The organism is Caballeronia cordobensis, assembly GCF_001544575.2.
Classification (GTDB): domain Bacteria; phylum Pseudomonadota; class Gammaproteobacteria; order Burkholderiales; family Burkholderiaceae; genus Caballeronia; species Caballeronia cordobensis.
In genome coordinates, this window is sequence record NZ_FCNY02000006.1 from 221613 (window position 1) to 237369 (window position 15757).

Below are 15757 nucleotides of genomic sequence, written 5' to 3' on the forward strand. Positions count from 1 at the left end.
GCGAGCCTCGCTGTGCGTGATCAGGTCGTGCTCGCGCTGGCTTCGCGCGCGGCGATCTCCGCTTCCTCGATGCGGCGATGCAAGTCCTTCACGTCTTCGATGATCGGGCCATAGCGGTCCGCGTCGTCATTGAAGAAGCCGCGATGATAGAGCTTGCGAAAGTTATGCTTGAGCAGCGGCTTGCTGTAATCCGGTGCTTCGCCCGAACCGTAGATGATGTCCGGCGACGCATCGCGCCAGAAGTTGATCGGCTCCAGTCCTTCTTCCACGCGGCGAATCTGCTCGTCGAGCTGCTTGCGCAACAGCACGATGGGAATGTCGGTGCGGCCGAGCAGTTCCTGCGAGCGATCGGTGATCGCGCCTTGCGCGTCCCAGACGAGCGCGTCTTGTGCGAGCACATAATCGAGGATCGGCCTGCCGTTCTCGTCATGACGCGGCGGCTCGTACCACGGCACGCTGTCCTGCGCGGGCGCTTCGACGCCCGGCGGCGCGGCATAGACCTGGTAGCAGATGTGATACGTATGCTCGTCGTCGATCGGCACGCGAATCTGATACTCGCTGCGCGGTGCGCCGGTCTTGCCCGTCTGCGTGAAGAACGGGAAGATCACCGTCGAATGCTCGCGCGTGTAGTCTTCGTCCGCGCCGAGATCCTTCGAATAGCGCACGCCCTTTGAAATGCCGTGCTGGCTCGGGTTCGCATACAGCTCCTTGATGCCGATGCCCGTTTTCAACCGCGTATGCAAGGTGTGCTCCGCGCGCGCGGCGGCTTCTTCGTAACGTCCCTGCTTTTCCAGCACGTACTGGAACATGTGACCGTGCGCCCATGCGCTGTGCGTCGGGTCGCCGGTGTTCTCATGACATTGCAGCCAGTTGCAGTCGATCTTCATGATCGCGATCTGGCGAATCGCATTCGGCCACACGAACAGGTCCCAGCGAGGCAGCGCGGGCGCGGGCTGCGGGCCGAGATACGCGAACACGAGACCGCCGAGTTCCTGCACCGGATACGCCTTCAGCTTCTGCCTGATCTCGCCGCGCGGCGTGGCCTCCATCGGCCGCTCGACGCATTTGCCTTCCTGGTTGAAGAGCCAGCCGTGATACGGACAGCGCAGACCGCACTCGTCCGGAATACCGAACTTCAGATCGACATTGCGATGCAGGCAACGATCGCCGATCAGGCCGAGCGTGCCGCTTTTGTCCTCATAGAGCACGAGATCCTCGCCGAGCACGCGCACCTTGTGCACGGGGTTTTCTTCGTCGAGCTGCGAATAGGGCGCAATGGGAATCCAGTAGCGCCGCATCAGTTCGCCGCCCGGCGTGCCCGGGCCGACGCGCGTGAGTCGTTCGTTCATCGCTGCACTCAGCATGTTCCGTCTCCGTGTTCAGGTGGATGCAGATTAGGGTTCGCATGGCGTTCTGACAAGCGGCACAAATTCTGTTGGACAGAACCACGGTCGCGGGCTATAAATTGCGTCATGAATCAGCTTTTGAGGAGACGAAGCGATGAACCTCGAACACCCGATGCAGGCAGTGCAGACGGACGCATCATTCGATGACACCCACGAAGCCGACGACAAGCGCCCGCGCGTCGAAGCGGTCGAACGTTCGCTCGCGCTTCTGCAATGCTTCCGGCTTCCCGGCGAAGCGCTTTCACTCGCGGTGCTCGCGCAGCGCTCCGGTTTCTACAAGAGCACGATCCTGCGGCTATGCGCATCGCTCGTGCATATGCGCTTTCTGGAGCGCGACGCGAGCGGCCAGTTCACGCTGGGGCCGGAATTGCGGCGCCTCGGCGCACTGAGCCAGGCCGATGTGAGTCTCGAAGACCTGGTGCGTCCCGCCTTGCAAAAGCTATCGACTTTCACCCGCGAGACCGCATCGTTTTACGTGCGGGATGGCGACGAGCGCATCTGTCTTTATCGCGTGAATTCGCCGCGTTCGGCGCGGCATCACCTCGACGAAGGCTCGCGGCATTCGCTCAAGGGCGGCGCGGCGGGCCGCGTGTTGTGGGCTTTCGATCCGCAGTCGCGCGGCGAGGAATCGAGCATGCCGGTGCGCTCGCGCGGCTGGGTCGTATCGAAGGGCGATCGCGATCCCGATCTTGCCGCGGTCGCGGTTCCGCTTTTGAACGAGCGCGGCGAATTGCTTGGCGCGCTGACGGTATCGGGCTTGCTCACGCGCTTCACGACGGATCAGGTGAAGGTGTTCCGCAAGATGCTGCTCGATACGGCTGCCGCGCTCAAGCCGCGGCTGCCGATGAAGAGCGTGCTCACGAGCGTGACGCGTCGCGCCAATCAAGATTGAACTCGCGGCGCGACTAAGCCGCACGTATGGAGGAGTGGTTTCATGTCTTTGCAGACGAGTGCAGTCGATGGGCCGGTGAACATGCGCGTGACGGCGATCCGCTACGCCGCGGACGATATTAACGTCTACGAAATCCGCCGTCCGGACAACGCGGCCTTGCCGCGCGCGGAACCGGGTGCCCATATCGACGTTCACATGCCGAGCGGCCTCATGCGTCAGTACTCGCTCGTCACCGCCGATGGCGACGAGCGCGCGTATCTCATCGGCATCAAGCGCGATCGTTCGAGCCGGGGCGGTTCGCGATTCATGCACGAGCAGTTGCGTGTCGGGCAGATGCTCGATATCGGCGGGCCGCGCAATAACTTTCCGCTCTGCGAGACGGCTGCGCATACGGTGCTGATTGCGGGTGGCATTGGCATTACGCCGATCTGGTGCATGGCGCAGCGTTTGATGCGCTTGAATCGTTCGTTCGAGTTGCACTATGCGTGCAGGGAGCGTGGCGACGCTGCGTTTCTCGACACGTTGAGTGCGTTGCCGCAGGCGGTATTGCATTTCGATGCGGAGCATGAAGGTCGCGTGCTTGATATTGCGGCGATCGTCGGCCGTGCGCGCGAGGGGTCGCATTTTTATTGCTGCGGGCCGCAGCCGATGCTTGCCGGCTATGAAGCTGCGACGGCATCGGTCGATCCGGAATGCGTGCATGCGGAGTATTTTGCGCCGCGGGCGGTTGCTGCATGCGAAGGCGGGTTTGTCGTGCAGTTGCATCGCACAGGGCAGCAGTTTGACGTGCCGGCTGGCAAGACGATTCTTCAAGTTTTGCGGGAGGCTGGGGTGGCGGCGCCGTATTCCTGTGAGGAGGGGATTTGCGGTGCCTGCCAGGTCGATGTGATCGAGGGGACGCCGGATCATCGGGATAGTGTGCTCAGTGAGGGCGAGCAAGTCGCGGGGGATACGATGTTGATTTGTTGTTCTGGGGCGAAGAGTCAGAGGCTTGTTATTGATTTTTGAGTTTTCTTTTGTGGAACTTGCTTTCGTGTTGGTCTATTAGCATTGCCCCTCCCCGGGGCGGGGGTAACTTTCTTTGCTGCTGCAAAGAAAGTCACCAAAGAAAGCAGCTTTGTCACCGCCCGCGGTCACACGCAGTTTGGCCACTATTCTCCTCGGGGAACGGCCCTCGCCTAAAGAGTGCCCTCATAAACCCAGTCGGGCTTGGATCGCGCACGGTCTGACTCGCCATAACCTTTAGCGCGCTGGTTCAGCACGAAATAGCTTCGGCACAGCGCTACGCGCTGCCGTGGGGTATGCAGGGGAAACCCACGCATACCCGATTAACCCATCGGCCGCAAAGCGGGCCGGAGCTTGAAATGGCTGTACCAATGAACTAAGTGGCGCGATGTGACGGACCGTGCGCGATCCAAGCCCGGTGGGTCCTTCGAGGGCGACACTTAGGCGAGGGCCGATCCCCGAGGAGAAAAATGGCCAACGTGCGTGTGACCGCGGGCGGTGAGAAAGCTGCTTTCTTTGGTAACTTTCTTTGCAGCAGCAAAGAAAGTTACCCCCGCCCCGGGGAGGGGCAGTGCTAATAAACCAACACGAAAGCAAGTTCCACGAAATTGAGCCTAAACCGACTTATCGAGCGCAGCAGCAACACCATGCGCAACAGCCTTCCGAGGATCAGCCTGCTCCGGATACCCATATGGCCCAAGCCGAACAATAGAAATCACCGACACGGCCACCAACCCCGAAAACACCCAAAGCGCCAAATGATAAGACCGCGTCAGGTCATAACAAAGCCCCGACAGGAAAATCATGATCCCCGCCCCCCAGCCCCAACACGCCCACATCCCACCGCAAACGCGCCCGAACAATCGCAGATCGAAGTAACGGCTCACGATGAACGTAATGATGTCCGCTTCCGCGCCAATGCTCACGCCAATCATCGCCGATGCGATCATCGCCGTATCGCCCGTCGCGCCCGCGGCGAGAATGAGCACGCCGCATAGCGTCAATCCGAACGACATCGCCGCGACATAAGGCGCATGAATGCGATCCATCAGATAACCCGCGAACAGGCGCCCGACAGCCGAGGCAAGGCCCGCCACGGATAACATCGTCCCGGCGGTGCGCACGGTCTCGCCGCGATCGGTCATCATCGGTACGAGTTGGGAAAGCAGCGCAAGCAATACGCCCGACATGCAGAAGATCGCAATGCCCAGCAAACGAAACGTGCGATCGTGGCGAAAGATGCTCCAGAGCGAAGGCAGATCGGCACGTGCTTCGCGCGCACGGCGCGAGATCGCTTCATCGACGCCAGGCGGCATCTTCACGAGAAAGTACAGCGCCGGAATCGACAGCACGACCATCAACGCGGCAACGCCGAGATAACCCGTGCGCCAGCCGAAATGACGCAATAGATAGCCCGCATATTGCGGCATCAGCATCGCGCCGATAGCCGTGCCGCCCACGGTCAGGCCCAGCGCCAGCCCGCGCCGATGATCGAAACGCGCGCAAACGACTTTCGCATACGGCAACGCATTGCTGCCCGGCGCAAAGAAGCCAACCATCACGAACACGAGGCAGAAGAGTGCAAGCGACACCGGAATCACGCCGACGAGCGCAATCGCTCCAGCAAAAAGCAACAGGAACACGAGCGTAGGGCGGCGCACCCCGAAGCGATCGATCAGCGAGCCGAGCACGATCGTGCCGGGGCCCATCGCGAATTCGAAAATGGTGAGGCCGAGCGATACCTGCGCGCGGCTCCAGCCATTCTCCGCCGCAATCGCCTTGATGAAGGTGCCGAACATGAACGCCGATATCACGCCCGCGCCCACGGAAAGGCAGATCGCGCCGCCAACGACGGTCCACCATCGATTGATGTCTTGCTTCAAAGCCTTGTCTCCTGCCTGTCCGCGTGTGGGCGGACGAATGCGAATATTTATGCGCCGAGCGCCGCGAGCAGATCGTCCAGATAGCCCGCGCTCACCGGAAGAATCAGCATCGTGCAATGAGGGCGCAACAGGTCGGCGGTGACGCCGTGCTTGCGCTCATCGACGGAAGGCCCGACCACGCCCGACACGGTCACGCCGCGGCTTCGATACGCCTGCGCCGCGATCGCGCCCGCACGCGCGTCGTCGCCCTCGCGGCCCGCGATCACGACGATATCCGGTGTGCCGAGCCACGCATCGAGCGCCGCCGCGTTCGCATCGACGCGGCGCAGAATGCTCGCGGCATCCGAGCCTTCCGTCTGCAATAGTGCGCCGAGTTCGCGTGCGCTCACGAATTGCACGCCTGCGTGCGCGTGCTCGGCGCATCTTCTCACTTCCGTATTGTCATCGGTAAGCGCGATGACCCTGATACGGCGCGGCGCGGAATTCGGGTCGCGTACTCTGTACCGCACCTCCGGCGGTGCGCGACGATCGGGCACGGTCACTTCCATGGGTCGATCGTCATGTGAATCGCGCCTTCGACGCCTTCGCCGTGCAGGGTGCGCAGCGCGAGATCGGTATCGCCGAGGCCGAAGGTGTGCGTGCTCATTCGCGTGACGTCGTGGCGATTCGCAGCGATGAGTTGCAGCGCAAGTTCGACCGATTGATAGCTGTGGCCCCGCATGCCCTTCACCGTGAGAAAGCGCGCGATGATCATGTCGCTGTTGAACTCGGGAATCGGCACGCGCTTCTGGCCGCCGAGCACGACCGTGCCGCGTTTGCGCGCAAGCTGAATGGCGGACGTGACCGTCGCCGGCCCGCCCGATGCGCAATCGATCACGAGATCGGCCATCGCGCCGCCGGTCAGATCGGCGACGCGTTCGAGCACGTCTTCCTGATCGACTTCGATGGTGTGATCCGCACCGAGACGCTTCGCGAGTTCCAGACGATCGCGGTCGGTTTGCGTCGAAAGCCCCGCCACGATGATCTTCGCCGCGCCCGCTTCACGCGCCGCGACGACGCACGACAGGCCTTGCTGTCCCGGCCCCTGAATCACGACGGCCTGACCCGGCCCCGCGCCGCCTTGCAGATAGGCCCACTCGATGCCGTTGCCAAGCGGAAGCGCAAGCGCCGCATGTTTCGGCGCAACGTTCGACGGCACGCGATGAAACACCGTGTTCAGTTGCAAAGATTGATATTGGCTAAAACCGCCCCAGAAGCTCGGCGCGGTGCGCAAGCCGGTCGCGCCGTAGCGCAAGCCATTGAGACGCCAGTCGGTTGCATCGCAAAGACGGAACTCGTTGGAGAGGCAGTATTCGCAATGACCGCACGGCACGTACTCTTCCAGCGCGACGTAATCGCCTTCCTTCAGGCCCCACCGCGCGCGTGCGAGCTCGCCCGCTTCCTCGATATGCCCGACCGTCTCGTGCCCGAGAATGAGCGGCCCGCGGCTTTGCGGCAGCTGGCGATAGTAGGGGCCATCGCTGCCGCACACGCCCGTGATCGCGACGCGCAACAGGCCCGTCGATGCCGTGATGGCCGGCCGTTCGAACGTCTGGATCTCCGTGCGCGACGGTTCGACCGCAACCGCGGCCTTGAACGTGCGCGAAGACTCGCTATGTCGATGTGCTTCGTTCATGCATGAATGGCGCGCGATTCATGACAAACCGTGCGCCTCCTCGTCAGATGGTGGTGTGGGCCTTGCCGGCTTCGGCGTGCAGCGCATCGTGCGCGCCTTCCTTGAACGGCTTGTCGCGATGCAGAACGATCGCGACGGAACGCACCTTCTGCGATTCCGGATCGCGTCCGGGCGGCGCGATGCCTTTTTCGGCGAGCGCGCGCGCCGCTTTCATCAGGCGATGGCGCACCATGATGATGCCGTTGTCCGTCGATACCAGGTTCTCGCGCGTGCGGTCCTGAATCGGGCCCATGCTTTCCTGCAGCGACGCATCCTGCATCGCAATGCCTTCCACGCCGCTATACGTGATGCCGGCCTTCTGCGCCGCGCGATCCATTAGATAGTTATTGGTCTTGTTCTGCAGCGGAATATACGTGCCGGGGATGTAGCGCACGTGAATGCCCTTGCCGTCCTTCATCGCCTGGACTTCAGCTTCTGTGAGATCGCGCGTGGGATGGTAGTCGAAGCTCCAGGCCCAGCAGTTTTCGTCGTCGATGGGCACCCAGAAGTGGCCGTGCACCGGATGATCGCCGCGCGGCGGGACCATCGTGAAGCAGGGCATGACCCACGGCGTGATGCGCCAGTAGTACTGGTCGTCTTCGGCATTGCGGCGCGCGCCGATGAAAAGACCGCCGTCCGATTCCACCACTTCGAACACGGGGCTCAGGTCGGACAGGTTGTACTGGTTGCCGCGCGAGCCCTTGAAAAGCGGGTCCGTATTGAGGCTCCCGCTATGCAGAAACGAGACGTGGCTCGAATCGACGCCGCCTTCGAGCGCCTGCAGCCAGTTGCATTCTTGCAGGCGCTTGGTCATGAACGACTGGCCGGCGGGTACCGTCGAGAACTCGAATGCGGGCAGCGGCGGCTGTTCGTCCTTCGGCCCCATGTAGACCCAGATCACGCCGCCCTGTTCGACGAGCGGATACGACTTCAGCTTGATCTTGTTGCAATAGCCGCTTGCAGCCGGTTCCGACGGCACGTCGACGCACTGGCCGTTCACATCGTATTTCCAGCCGTGATACGGGCAGCGGATGCCGCCTTCCTCGTTGCGTCCGAACCAGAGCGAGACACCGCGATGCGCGCAGAACTCGTCGATGAGGCCGAGCTTGCCCTCCGAATCGCGGAACGCGAGCATGCGTTCCGACAGCAGTTGCAGGCGCACCGGCTCGCCGCCCGGCTCCGCGAGTTCCTCGGACAGCAGCGCGGGCAGCCAGAAGCGGCGGAACAGTTCGCCCATCGGGGCGCCGGGGCCGGTTTGCGTGACCAGATCGTTTTGCTCTTTTCTCAACATAGTGCTTGCCTCAGTGTGCTCCCGTCTCTCGACGTGTTCGTGTGGACCTTGCCTTCGCGTCGTTTAGTGTGTCGCTTTTATGGGTTCCGTATAAAGGAACGCTGTTCATCAAACAGGAACAAAGTTATCATTGGACCCATTCCATGTCAAACGAAACAAGGAGCGAACCGATGCATCAAGCTTGTGCTTTTGCCCGCCTCTGCAAAGCCGGCGACGTCGCCGAAGGTCAGGCCATCAAGATCGAAAAGAACGGTCTGACGCTTGCCGTGTTCAACATCGAGGGCGAATACTTCGTCACCAACGACACGTGCACGCACGGTCCGGGATCGTTGTCCGAGGGCTATATCGACGGCGACGTGGTGGAGTGCGATTTCCATAACGGCTCGTTCAACATCAAGACGGGCGAGGTGGTTGCGCCGCCCTGCATGATTCCGCTCAAGACCTACAAGACGCATGTCGAAGAGGGCGAAGTGACCATCGAGATCGATGGAGAATGACGCGGCCATCGAGGCGCGCGCGCTCAGCGTGCCGCGCCTGGCTTCACGATCAGGGTCAGTCCGCTTTTCACATCGCTCATATCGGCGGGCGCGGCCGTGATCTGCGCGCGCGCATCGCCACGCGCGAACTGCACGACGGCGACGCAGTCCTTCAGCCGCACGATTCCCTTCAGACGCAATAGCGCGTCGCCATAGCGCTCTTTGAGTTCGCTCACGCGTGCATGCAATGCATCGATATCGGACGTTGGTTCGATTGCGATGAAGCGCGTGATCGCATCGTGCGAACGCGGGCGCGAGAAGGGCGGCGAGGGCGGCGCAACGGCGCGTTCCGCACGCGGCGCGGGTTCGGCAAGCAGCGCGAGCGCATCACTTAACGCCAGACTGGCATGGGCCGAATGCGCGATGCGCGCGCCGGATAATCGCGCTTCCACCGCCGCGAGTTCCCGCGTGCCGACGAGATCCGTCTTGGTCACGATCACCGCATCCGCGCCGCGCAATTGCGCGCTGGCTTCCGCAAAACGCGAGAGCGTATCGAGCGCATGGTTCGCGGCGAGGGCCGTGAATGTGCCCGCGATGCGATAGCGCTCCTTCACCAACGGATTGAGGCTGAGCGAAGCCACGAGCGGTCCCGGATCGGCAAGCCCGGTCGTCTCGATGACGACCATCTCGAAGCGCGCGATGCTGCGATGCAGCCGCGCCCAGAACAACTGCTCCAGCGCTTCGTTCAACGCGGGCAGGCCGCTGCAGCAGACGCACGCATCGGCGAGCAGCACCGATGCATCGCCCGAGAATCCGAGCGTTGCATGATCGATGCCGACCTCGCCGATTTCATTGACGATGAGCGCGGCGCCGGAGAAGGGCGCTTCCTTCAGCCAGCGCGCGAGCAGCGTGGACTTCCCGCTGCCGAGAAAACCGGTCATCACATAGACCGGTATGCGTTCGCGATTCATGAGAACCGCTCAGTCGCGCGCGCCGAGCTTGCCCGCGTGATAGTCCCAGACCTTCTGCAGCAGATTCGGCTTCCACAGGTTGCGCCGGATCGTTTCGATCTGGCCGGCATCGAGCACGGCAGGTTCGCCGAGCTGACTCGCGAGATATTGCCGGTGCGCGTTCTCTTCCAGATAGAACGCCAGCACGAACGCTTCCAGGATGCTCGCCGCCGCGATCACGGAGCCATGCGACTTCAGCATGGCGACGCGGTGCGGCCCGAGCGCTTCGGCGAGCTCTTCGCCGAGCGCCTTGCGATTGATCGACGCGGTCTTCGGAAAGCGCTGGATTTCGCCGAGCACGGCCGCCTGCATGATGACGGGCAACACATGCTTGCCCGTCATGGAAAAGAGCGTGGACCATAACGGATGCGCATGAATGACCGAGCCGACATCCGGCCGCCTGCGATAGATCTCGGAATGGATATGAAACTCCATCGGCGGCGCGGCATCGCCTTCGATCAGATTGCCGTCGAAATCGACGATGACGATATCCGCCGCCGTGAGCGCGCTGCGCACCGACGCGCCGGAGTTGATCAGCATGCGTTCCTGGCCGGGCACGCGCCAGCTTGCATGCCCATTGAAGTCGATGACTTCGGCGCGCTCCAGCATGAGGATGGCATCGGCCAGCATGCGCTTCTGGCCGGTATGGTTTTGCGTTTGACTCGTTACGGTCGAATTCATGACGTGACGTAATGTTGAGGCGCGTTCAACGCGACGACTTCCAGGGAATCAGCTTGCGTTCGAGCTCGGTCAGCACGACGGAGATGAAGTAGCCGAGCGCGGCGATGACGAGCAGGCCCACGTACATCTGCTCGACGGAGAGCAGTTCCCACGCGTTCCAGATCATGTAGCCGAGGCCGCTCTTCGAGCCGATCATCTCCGCGATTGCGATCAGCATGAGACCCAGACCGATGCCGAGCTTGATGCCGCTCATGATGTGCGGCACGGCGCCCGGCAGTGCGATGGTGCGAAACACTTGCCAGCGGCTCGCGCGGAAATTGCGCCCCACGTCGAGATAGATCTTGTTGATTTCGAGCACACCCGTGGCGGTGTTGATGAGCACCGGAAAGAACACGCCGATCGCGACCATCACGATCTTCGATGCTTCGCCGAGGCCGCAGATCAGCAGCAGCAGCGGAAAGATCGCGCTCTTCGGCACCGGATACGTCGCCGCGATCAGCGGATCGAACACGGCGCGCAGCGGACGCGAAAGACCGATCGCGACGCCGAGCAGCAACGCCGGAATGCCGCCCGCGAGGGTGCCCCAGAAGAGACGCTGCAGCGTGGCCCAGGTGTTGTCCCATAGCGAGCCGTCGTTGATGAGCGCGATGAACGTGCCGAACACTTTCGACGGCGCGGGAAAGAAGCGCTCGTCGATCACGCCCGTTTCCGCGAGGATCTGCCAGACGATCAGAAGCACGACCGGCGAGGCGATGCTGATCATGCGGTCGCGGTTATTGCCCGAGAACCAGCGCTTGAGCCTGGAAGGAGAGGACTTGTATGGCATCGCCGGGGCGGGTAGTTTTTGTGCTGTTTTCATGCGTGAATCTCGCCAAGGTCGCGTGAACGGGCGCGCTGGACTTCCTCGCGCAGTTGCCCCCAGATCGAATAGACGAACTCGCCGTACTCGGGACGCGAACGCAGTTCGAGCACGGAGCGCGGACGCTCGAAAGGCACATCGACGATCTGCTTGGCCGTGCCCGGCTGCGCCGTCATGATCATCACGCGGTCCCCGAGCGTCACCGCTTCATCGACACTGTGCGTGATGAAGAGCACGGTCTTGCGCGTTTCTTCCCAGATGCGCAGCAGTTCTTCCTGCAGCAGCACCTTGTTCTGCTCGTCGAGCGCGGAGAAGGGCTCGTCCATCAGGAGAATGTCGGGATCGTTCGCGAACGCGCGTGCAATCGATACGCGCTGGCGCATGCCGCCCGACAGTTGATGCGGATATGCCTTCGCAAAGCGCGTGAGACCCGTGCGGCTGAGGTAATGCCCGACTACTTCGCGAATCTGCGCCTTGGGCACGCCGCGCAGACTGAGGCCGTAAGCGGCGTTGTCCCACACGGTCATCCACGGAAAGAGCGAATCGCCCTGAAAGACCATCGAATTGCTCGGGCGCTTTTCTGAAGGCGCGCTGATCTCGACGGTGCCGCTCGTCGGCTCGTCGAGATTCGCGAGCATGCGCAGAAGCGTGGACTTGCCGCATCCGCTCGGCCCGACGATCATGAAGAAGCAGCCGGTCGGAATATCGAGCGACATGTTGTCGAGCGCGGTCACGGTGCCGCCGCCCGACTGAAACGACTTGGTGAGATTGCGCAGGCGGATCTTGACGGGCGGATCGTCTGCGGCAGGCGAGGGAATCGACATGCCGGCTCCTTACTTGAGAGGTTTGTACGGGCCGAGTTCCTTCACGGCGCTTTCTGCGAACGACGTGTCGAGCACTTGCGCGACCGTCACGTTGCCCTTCACCACGCCTTCGCTCTTGAAGAACGCGAGATCGTTCTCCAGACTCGCGACGTTGAGCTTGCCGTCCGGGCTGGTCCCTTGCGGCACGATCGTGCGATACACGTTCGGGTCTTTGATCGGCGTGTATTCGGTGAGGATCGAGATCACTTCAGGCGCGTTCGGTCCCGCGATCTTGCCGTTCAGAAGCGCGTTGTTGTAGTCGCGCACCGCGCGCAGATACGCGCGCATGAAAGCCTTGGCCGCGTCCGGATGATCCTTGATGAAGCCGGTCGAATACAGCACGACGGCGAGCTGATGATTCGGATAGATTTGATCGTCGCCGATCACGCGCACGGCCGCGCCGCGCTTCACGGCTTCGGTGGCGGAAGGCTCGGTCGTGAGCGCCGCATCGACGGCCTTGTTCTGCAGCGCCATCACATGCTGCGGAAAGGACAGATAGATGCGCTCGACATCCTTCGTTTTGAGGCCGGCTTTCTTGAGCGCCTCGTTCATCGTCGAGGTGGATGCGCTGCCCGTCGCGCTGCCCGCGACCTTCATGCCCTTCAGGTCCGCGAGCGACTTGTAGCGGCCGTTGGCGACCAGATCGGCGCGCACGAGCAGCGGCTGATACCCATAGCCCGGCGGCGTCGAGCCCTTGTCCGCCACGATCTTGATGCCGATGCCGCGCACCACCGCGTTATAGAGCCCCGCGGAGGGTGAGCCGCCCGCGACATCGAGCTGGCCTGCGCCGAGCGGTGCGACCATCTTCGCGCCGGAGTCGAAGGGAATGAACTTCGCGTCGAGACCTTCCTGACGGAAATAGCCCTTTTTCTCGGCGATGAAGAACGCCACGTCGCTGCTCGCGTTGGCAATGCCGATGCGCACCGTCGTCAGATCGGCCGCGGCCGCCGATCCCGATACGACACACGCGACGAGCGCCGCGCCCACTAGCCTGACTGCTTTCACTGCTTGTCTCCTTGATCGAACTTCTTTTGCGCATTACCTGATGAGCCGCGGCGCCCGCGCGCCGTGCCCTAGTTCGTCGATCAGGGGAGCAGCGTGGGGCGCCGAGGGTCTTGCCTACTGCGTCTTTCTTGTCGTTCCTTTATACGGAACAACGTGTCGTTGTATGGAACAACATTAGCATCCGCGAAATCATGGTGTCAATGTAAAAGCCATCAGAAGCGATGACGCAGCGAGAGCTTGACCGCCACCTGATTCGATGTCGAGGACTGGCCGAGCGAGCCGATCGCGGCGACGGCGCGCTTGCCGGTCGAATCGATGCCCGATGCGTGCTGCCATACGCCGACGAGGTTCAGGTCGGTGCGCTTCGAGAAGAAGTAGTCGGGTCCGAAATCGACCTGCTCGTATTTCGCGGTCTGCGCTTTCGTGTAGTCGAAGGAGGCGGCGATTTGCAGCGTCGGAATCACGAACCAGCGTGCGTTGACTTCATAGCTGTTGAAGGTGGCCTTGCCGCTATTCGGCGTGGTCGGCGTGCGCAGGATGTCGTTGAAGCGCGTGTTCGTATAGACGAAGCCGATCTTGCCGGGGCCGAAGTTATACGCAATGCCCGCGCCGAAGATCTCGAGCGAATTCGCGGATGCATAGCCGCTGTACACCGGGCTCTTGCCCGGCGACGTGTAGCCGGGCTGGCCGGGATTCACGGTGCCGTCATACGCGGTCACGGACGGGTTGTTCACGTTGTCGTACGCGATCGCTGCGCTGATCGGACCGTATGCATACGAAGCCGCAAGCGTATAGACGCGGTTCGAACCGAAGTTGCCCGCGACGCCGCCCGGCGCGAAGATGCCGGACACGCGCAGCCCGTACATATTCGGCGACATGTACTTGAGCGAATTGTTAACGCGGAAGTTCGAGTTCAGGTTGTCGAAGTCGCCGGGGTGCGTGCCGACCCATGCCCACAGCGACGTCGCCGCGATCTCGCCGATCCATTGCGTCATCGGATCATATTGGCGGCCGAGCGTGAGCGCGCCGTAAGGGCTTTCCAGGCCGACGAAGGCTTGCCGGCCGAACTCGCGTCCGCCTTGCAGCAACTTGCCGTTGGACGTATCGAAGCCGTTTTCGAGCGTGAAAATCGCCTTCATGCCGCCGCCGAGATCTTCGGCGCCGCGCAAGCCCCAGCGGCTGCCGTTCGTCTGTCCCGTCACCGTCTCGATGTTGGAGTGGCCCGATTGATTATTGATGTAGACCAGACCGGCGTCGAGCAGGCCATACAACGTGACCGAACTCTGGGCGTGCGCCACGCCGGCGCCGGCCAGCATGGGAAGTGCGAGAAACAACGCTGTCTTTTTCATGGGGTCTCCGTCCCTTGATTCATAACGATGCCGGTTTCAACCGAACCGGGATGCTTTGCTGCGGAATCTTCTGGTCGTGTTGTAGTGACGCCAATTGATATGGATACCTAACCGTATGAGCGTCTTTCGCGCTTTCTCGCGCGTCTTTTTATAACGAATGTTCGGTTTCTTCCGCGCCGGTACTGAGGGAGCCGCGCTGCCGCAGCGTTGGCGATTAAAACCGGGAGAGTGCAATTTCGTTCCGCTATACAGAACGATGGTCTGTTAAAATGGGACGAAACGAGTTTCCCTTTGTTTAGGTTCCTAAGTCAAGCGGAACGAAAGCCAGTCAGGGTTATTCCGCATCCTTGCCGAGCGCAAGCGTCCGAATTTCGAACGATTCGTTGTTTTCGCGCTGCGCCGCAATCAACAAAGGGAGAGTCGAAGGGCTAATTCTGTGCGTTCCTTTATACGGAACGCTATTCCATTTGTGTATTTCGTGGAGTATATTTCGATGAAATCTGAAGTCATGCAGAACGAAGCAGGCAAGACGCAGGAAAAGGACGAAGGACCGCAGCGCCTCTCGTCGGTGACAGCGGCGCTCCAGTTGCTCAAGGTGTTTTCGGAGCATGAGCCGGAAATCGGCATCAGCGTGCTCGCGAAGCGCATGGGCATCGCGAAGAGCACCGCGCATCGGCTTGCGAGTGCGCTGCTTGCCGAAGGCATGCTGGAGCAGAACGCGGACAACGGGCGTTATCGCCTCGGCATCCAGTTGTTCACGCTAGGCGCGCTCGTGCGGCGGCGCTTCGACGTGGCGAAGCAGGCGGTGCCGTTTCTGCACGTGCTGCGCGAGCACACCGACGAAACGGTGCATCTCGCCGTGCTGGACGACACGAGCATCGTGTACCTGTTCAATCTCGAGAGCGATCAGGCCATCCGCATGCGGTCGTATATCGGCGTGCGCAAGCCCGCGTTCTGCACCGCCGAAGGTCATGTGCTGCTCGCGTCGCGCACGCCCGATGTGATTTCCCGCGTGCTGAAGGAAGGGCTCGCCGCGCGCACGCCGAAGACCAACACCGACACGCAGGTCTTCCTGAAGACGCTGGAAGCGGCGCGGCGCGACGGCTATTCGATCGACGACGAAGAGTCGGAGGTCGGCATGCGCGGCATCGCCGCGCCCGTGCGCGACATCACGGGCAACGTGGTGGCGGCCGTGGGTGTCGGCGGGCCGTCGCAACGGCTCACGAAGAAGGCGCTGCGCGCAGCGGTGCCGCATTTGCTTACCGCGGCCGAAGGCATTTCCGCAACCCTCGGATACCACCGGCCGCTATGAAATAACTCATC

15 protein-coding genes are annotated in these 15757 nt (G+C 62.0%); 4 read left to right on the forward strand and 11 right to left on the reverse strand.

Annotation, left to right across the window (positions count from 1 at the left end; all coding sequences use genetic code 11):
* Positions 1–20: 20 nt before the first annotated feature.
* On the reverse strand, positions 21–1364 hold the full coding sequence (locus AWB70_RS13640; RefSeq protein WP_053571545.1) for a Rieske 2Fe-2S domain-containing protein: 1344 nt from the start codon (positions 1362–1364) through the stop codon (positions 21–23).
* 136 nt (positions 1365–1500) lie between these two features.
* Here AWB70_RS13640 and AWB70_RS13645 point away from each other — a divergent pair, with 136 nt between their 5' ends.
* Positions 1501–2298, forward strand: coding sequence for an IclR family transcriptional regulator (locus AWB70_RS13645; protein ID WP_053571544.1), 798 nt, complete (start codon positions 1501–1503; stop codon positions 2296–2298).
* 42 nt (positions 2299–2340) lie between these two features.
* Positions 2341–3306, forward strand: coding sequence for a PDR/VanB family oxidoreductase (locus AWB70_RS13650; RefSeq protein WP_053571543.1), 966 nt, complete (start codon positions 2341–2343; stop codon positions 3304–3306).
* 611 nt (positions 3307–3917) lie between these two features.
* Here AWB70_RS13650 and AWB70_RS13655 read toward each other — a convergent pair.
* The 4 genes from AWB70_RS13655 to AWB70_RS13670 all read right to left on the reverse strand — a co-directional run bounded on the left by AWB70_RS13655 (position 3918) and on the right by AWB70_RS13670 (position 8191).
* The gene (locus AWB70_RS13655) at positions 3918–5186 is read right to left on the reverse strand and encodes an MFS transporter (protein ID WP_053571542.1); all 1269 of its coding nucleotides are present in this window, start codon (positions 5184–5186) and stop codon (positions 3918–3920) included.
* Between the two features lie 47 nt (positions 5187–5233).
* Positions 5234–5575, reverse strand: a complete 342-nt coding sequence (locus AWB70_RS13660) for a hypothetical protein (protein WP_235024238.1) — start codon at positions 5573–5575, stop codon at positions 5234–5236.
* 149 nt (positions 5576–5724) lie between these two features.
* Positions 5725–6861 carry a zinc-dependent alcohol dehydrogenase gene (locus AWB70_RS13665; RefSeq protein ID WP_053571541.1) on the reverse strand — a complete coding sequence of 379 codons (1137 nt, stop codon included), beginning with the start codon at positions 6859–6861 and terminating at the stop codon, positions 5725–5727.
* A 43-nt stretch (positions 6862–6904) separates the two neighbouring features.
* Positions 6905–8191 carry an aromatic ring-hydroxylating dioxygenase subunit alpha gene (locus AWB70_RS13670; RefSeq protein ID WP_045461245.1) on the reverse strand — a complete coding sequence of 429 codons (1287 nt, stop codon included), beginning with the start codon at positions 8189–8191 and terminating at the stop codon, positions 6905–6907.
* Between the two features lie 170 nt (positions 8192–8361).
* Between AWB70_RS13670 and AWB70_RS13675 the strand changes: the two genes are divergently transcribed.
* A complete protein-coding gene (locus tag AWB70_RS13675) occupies positions 8362–8688 on the forward strand; it encodes a non-heme iron oxygenase ferredoxin subunit (RefSeq protein WP_014252603.1) in 327 nt (108 codons plus the stop codon).
* 23 nt (positions 8689–8711) lie between these two features.
* Here the strand turns inward: AWB70_RS13675 and AWB70_RS13680 are convergent, their stop codons facing one another.
* The 6 genes from AWB70_RS13680 to AWB70_RS13705 all read right to left on the reverse strand — a co-directional run bounded on the left by AWB70_RS13680 (position 8712) and on the right by AWB70_RS13705 (position 14434).
* Complete coding sequence (locus AWB70_RS13680) at positions 8712–9638, reverse strand: CobW family GTP-binding protein (protein ID WP_053571540.1); 927 nt, start codon at positions 9636–9638, stop codon at positions 8712–8714.
* A 9-nt stretch (positions 9639–9647) separates the two neighbouring features.
* Positions 9648–10358 carry a class II aldolase/adducin family protein gene (locus tag AWB70_RS13685; protein ID WP_053571539.1) on the reverse strand — a complete coding sequence of 237 codons (711 nt, stop codon included), beginning with the start codon at positions 10356–10358 and terminating at the stop codon, positions 9648–9650.
* 25 nt (positions 10359–10383) lie between these two features.
* Positions 10384–11217, reverse strand: coding sequence for an ABC transporter permease (locus tag AWB70_RS13690; RefSeq protein WP_143281638.1), 834 nt, complete (start codon positions 11215–11217; stop codon positions 10384–10386).
* Entirely contained in the window at positions 11214–12041 is an 828-nt protein-coding gene (locus AWB70_RS13695) for an ABC transporter ATP-binding protein (RefSeq protein ID WP_014252599.1), read from the reverse strand. The genes AWB70_RS13690 and AWB70_RS13695 overlap by 4 nt, the downstream gene beginning before the upstream one ends.
* Positions 12042–12050: 9 nt before the next feature.
* On the reverse strand, positions 12051–13085 hold the full coding sequence (locus tag AWB70_RS13700) for an ABC transporter substrate-binding protein (RefSeq protein WP_052485884.1): 1035 nt from the start codon (positions 13083–13085) through the stop codon (positions 12051–12053).
* Between the two features lie 212 nt (positions 13086–13297).
* Positions 13298–14434, reverse strand: coding sequence for a porin (locus AWB70_RS13705; RefSeq protein ID WP_053571538.1), 1137 nt, complete (start codon positions 14432–14434; stop codon positions 13298–13300).
* Positions 14435–14927: 493 nt separating this feature from the next.
* Here AWB70_RS13705 and AWB70_RS13710 point away from each other — a divergent pair, with 493 nt between their 5' ends.
* Positions 14928–15746 carry an IclR family transcriptional regulator gene (locus AWB70_RS13710; RefSeq protein ID WP_082378219.1) on the forward strand — a complete coding sequence of 273 codons (819 nt, stop codon included), beginning with the start codon at positions 14928–14930 and terminating at the stop codon, positions 15744–15746.
* Positions 15747–15757 lie beyond the last annotated feature (11 nt).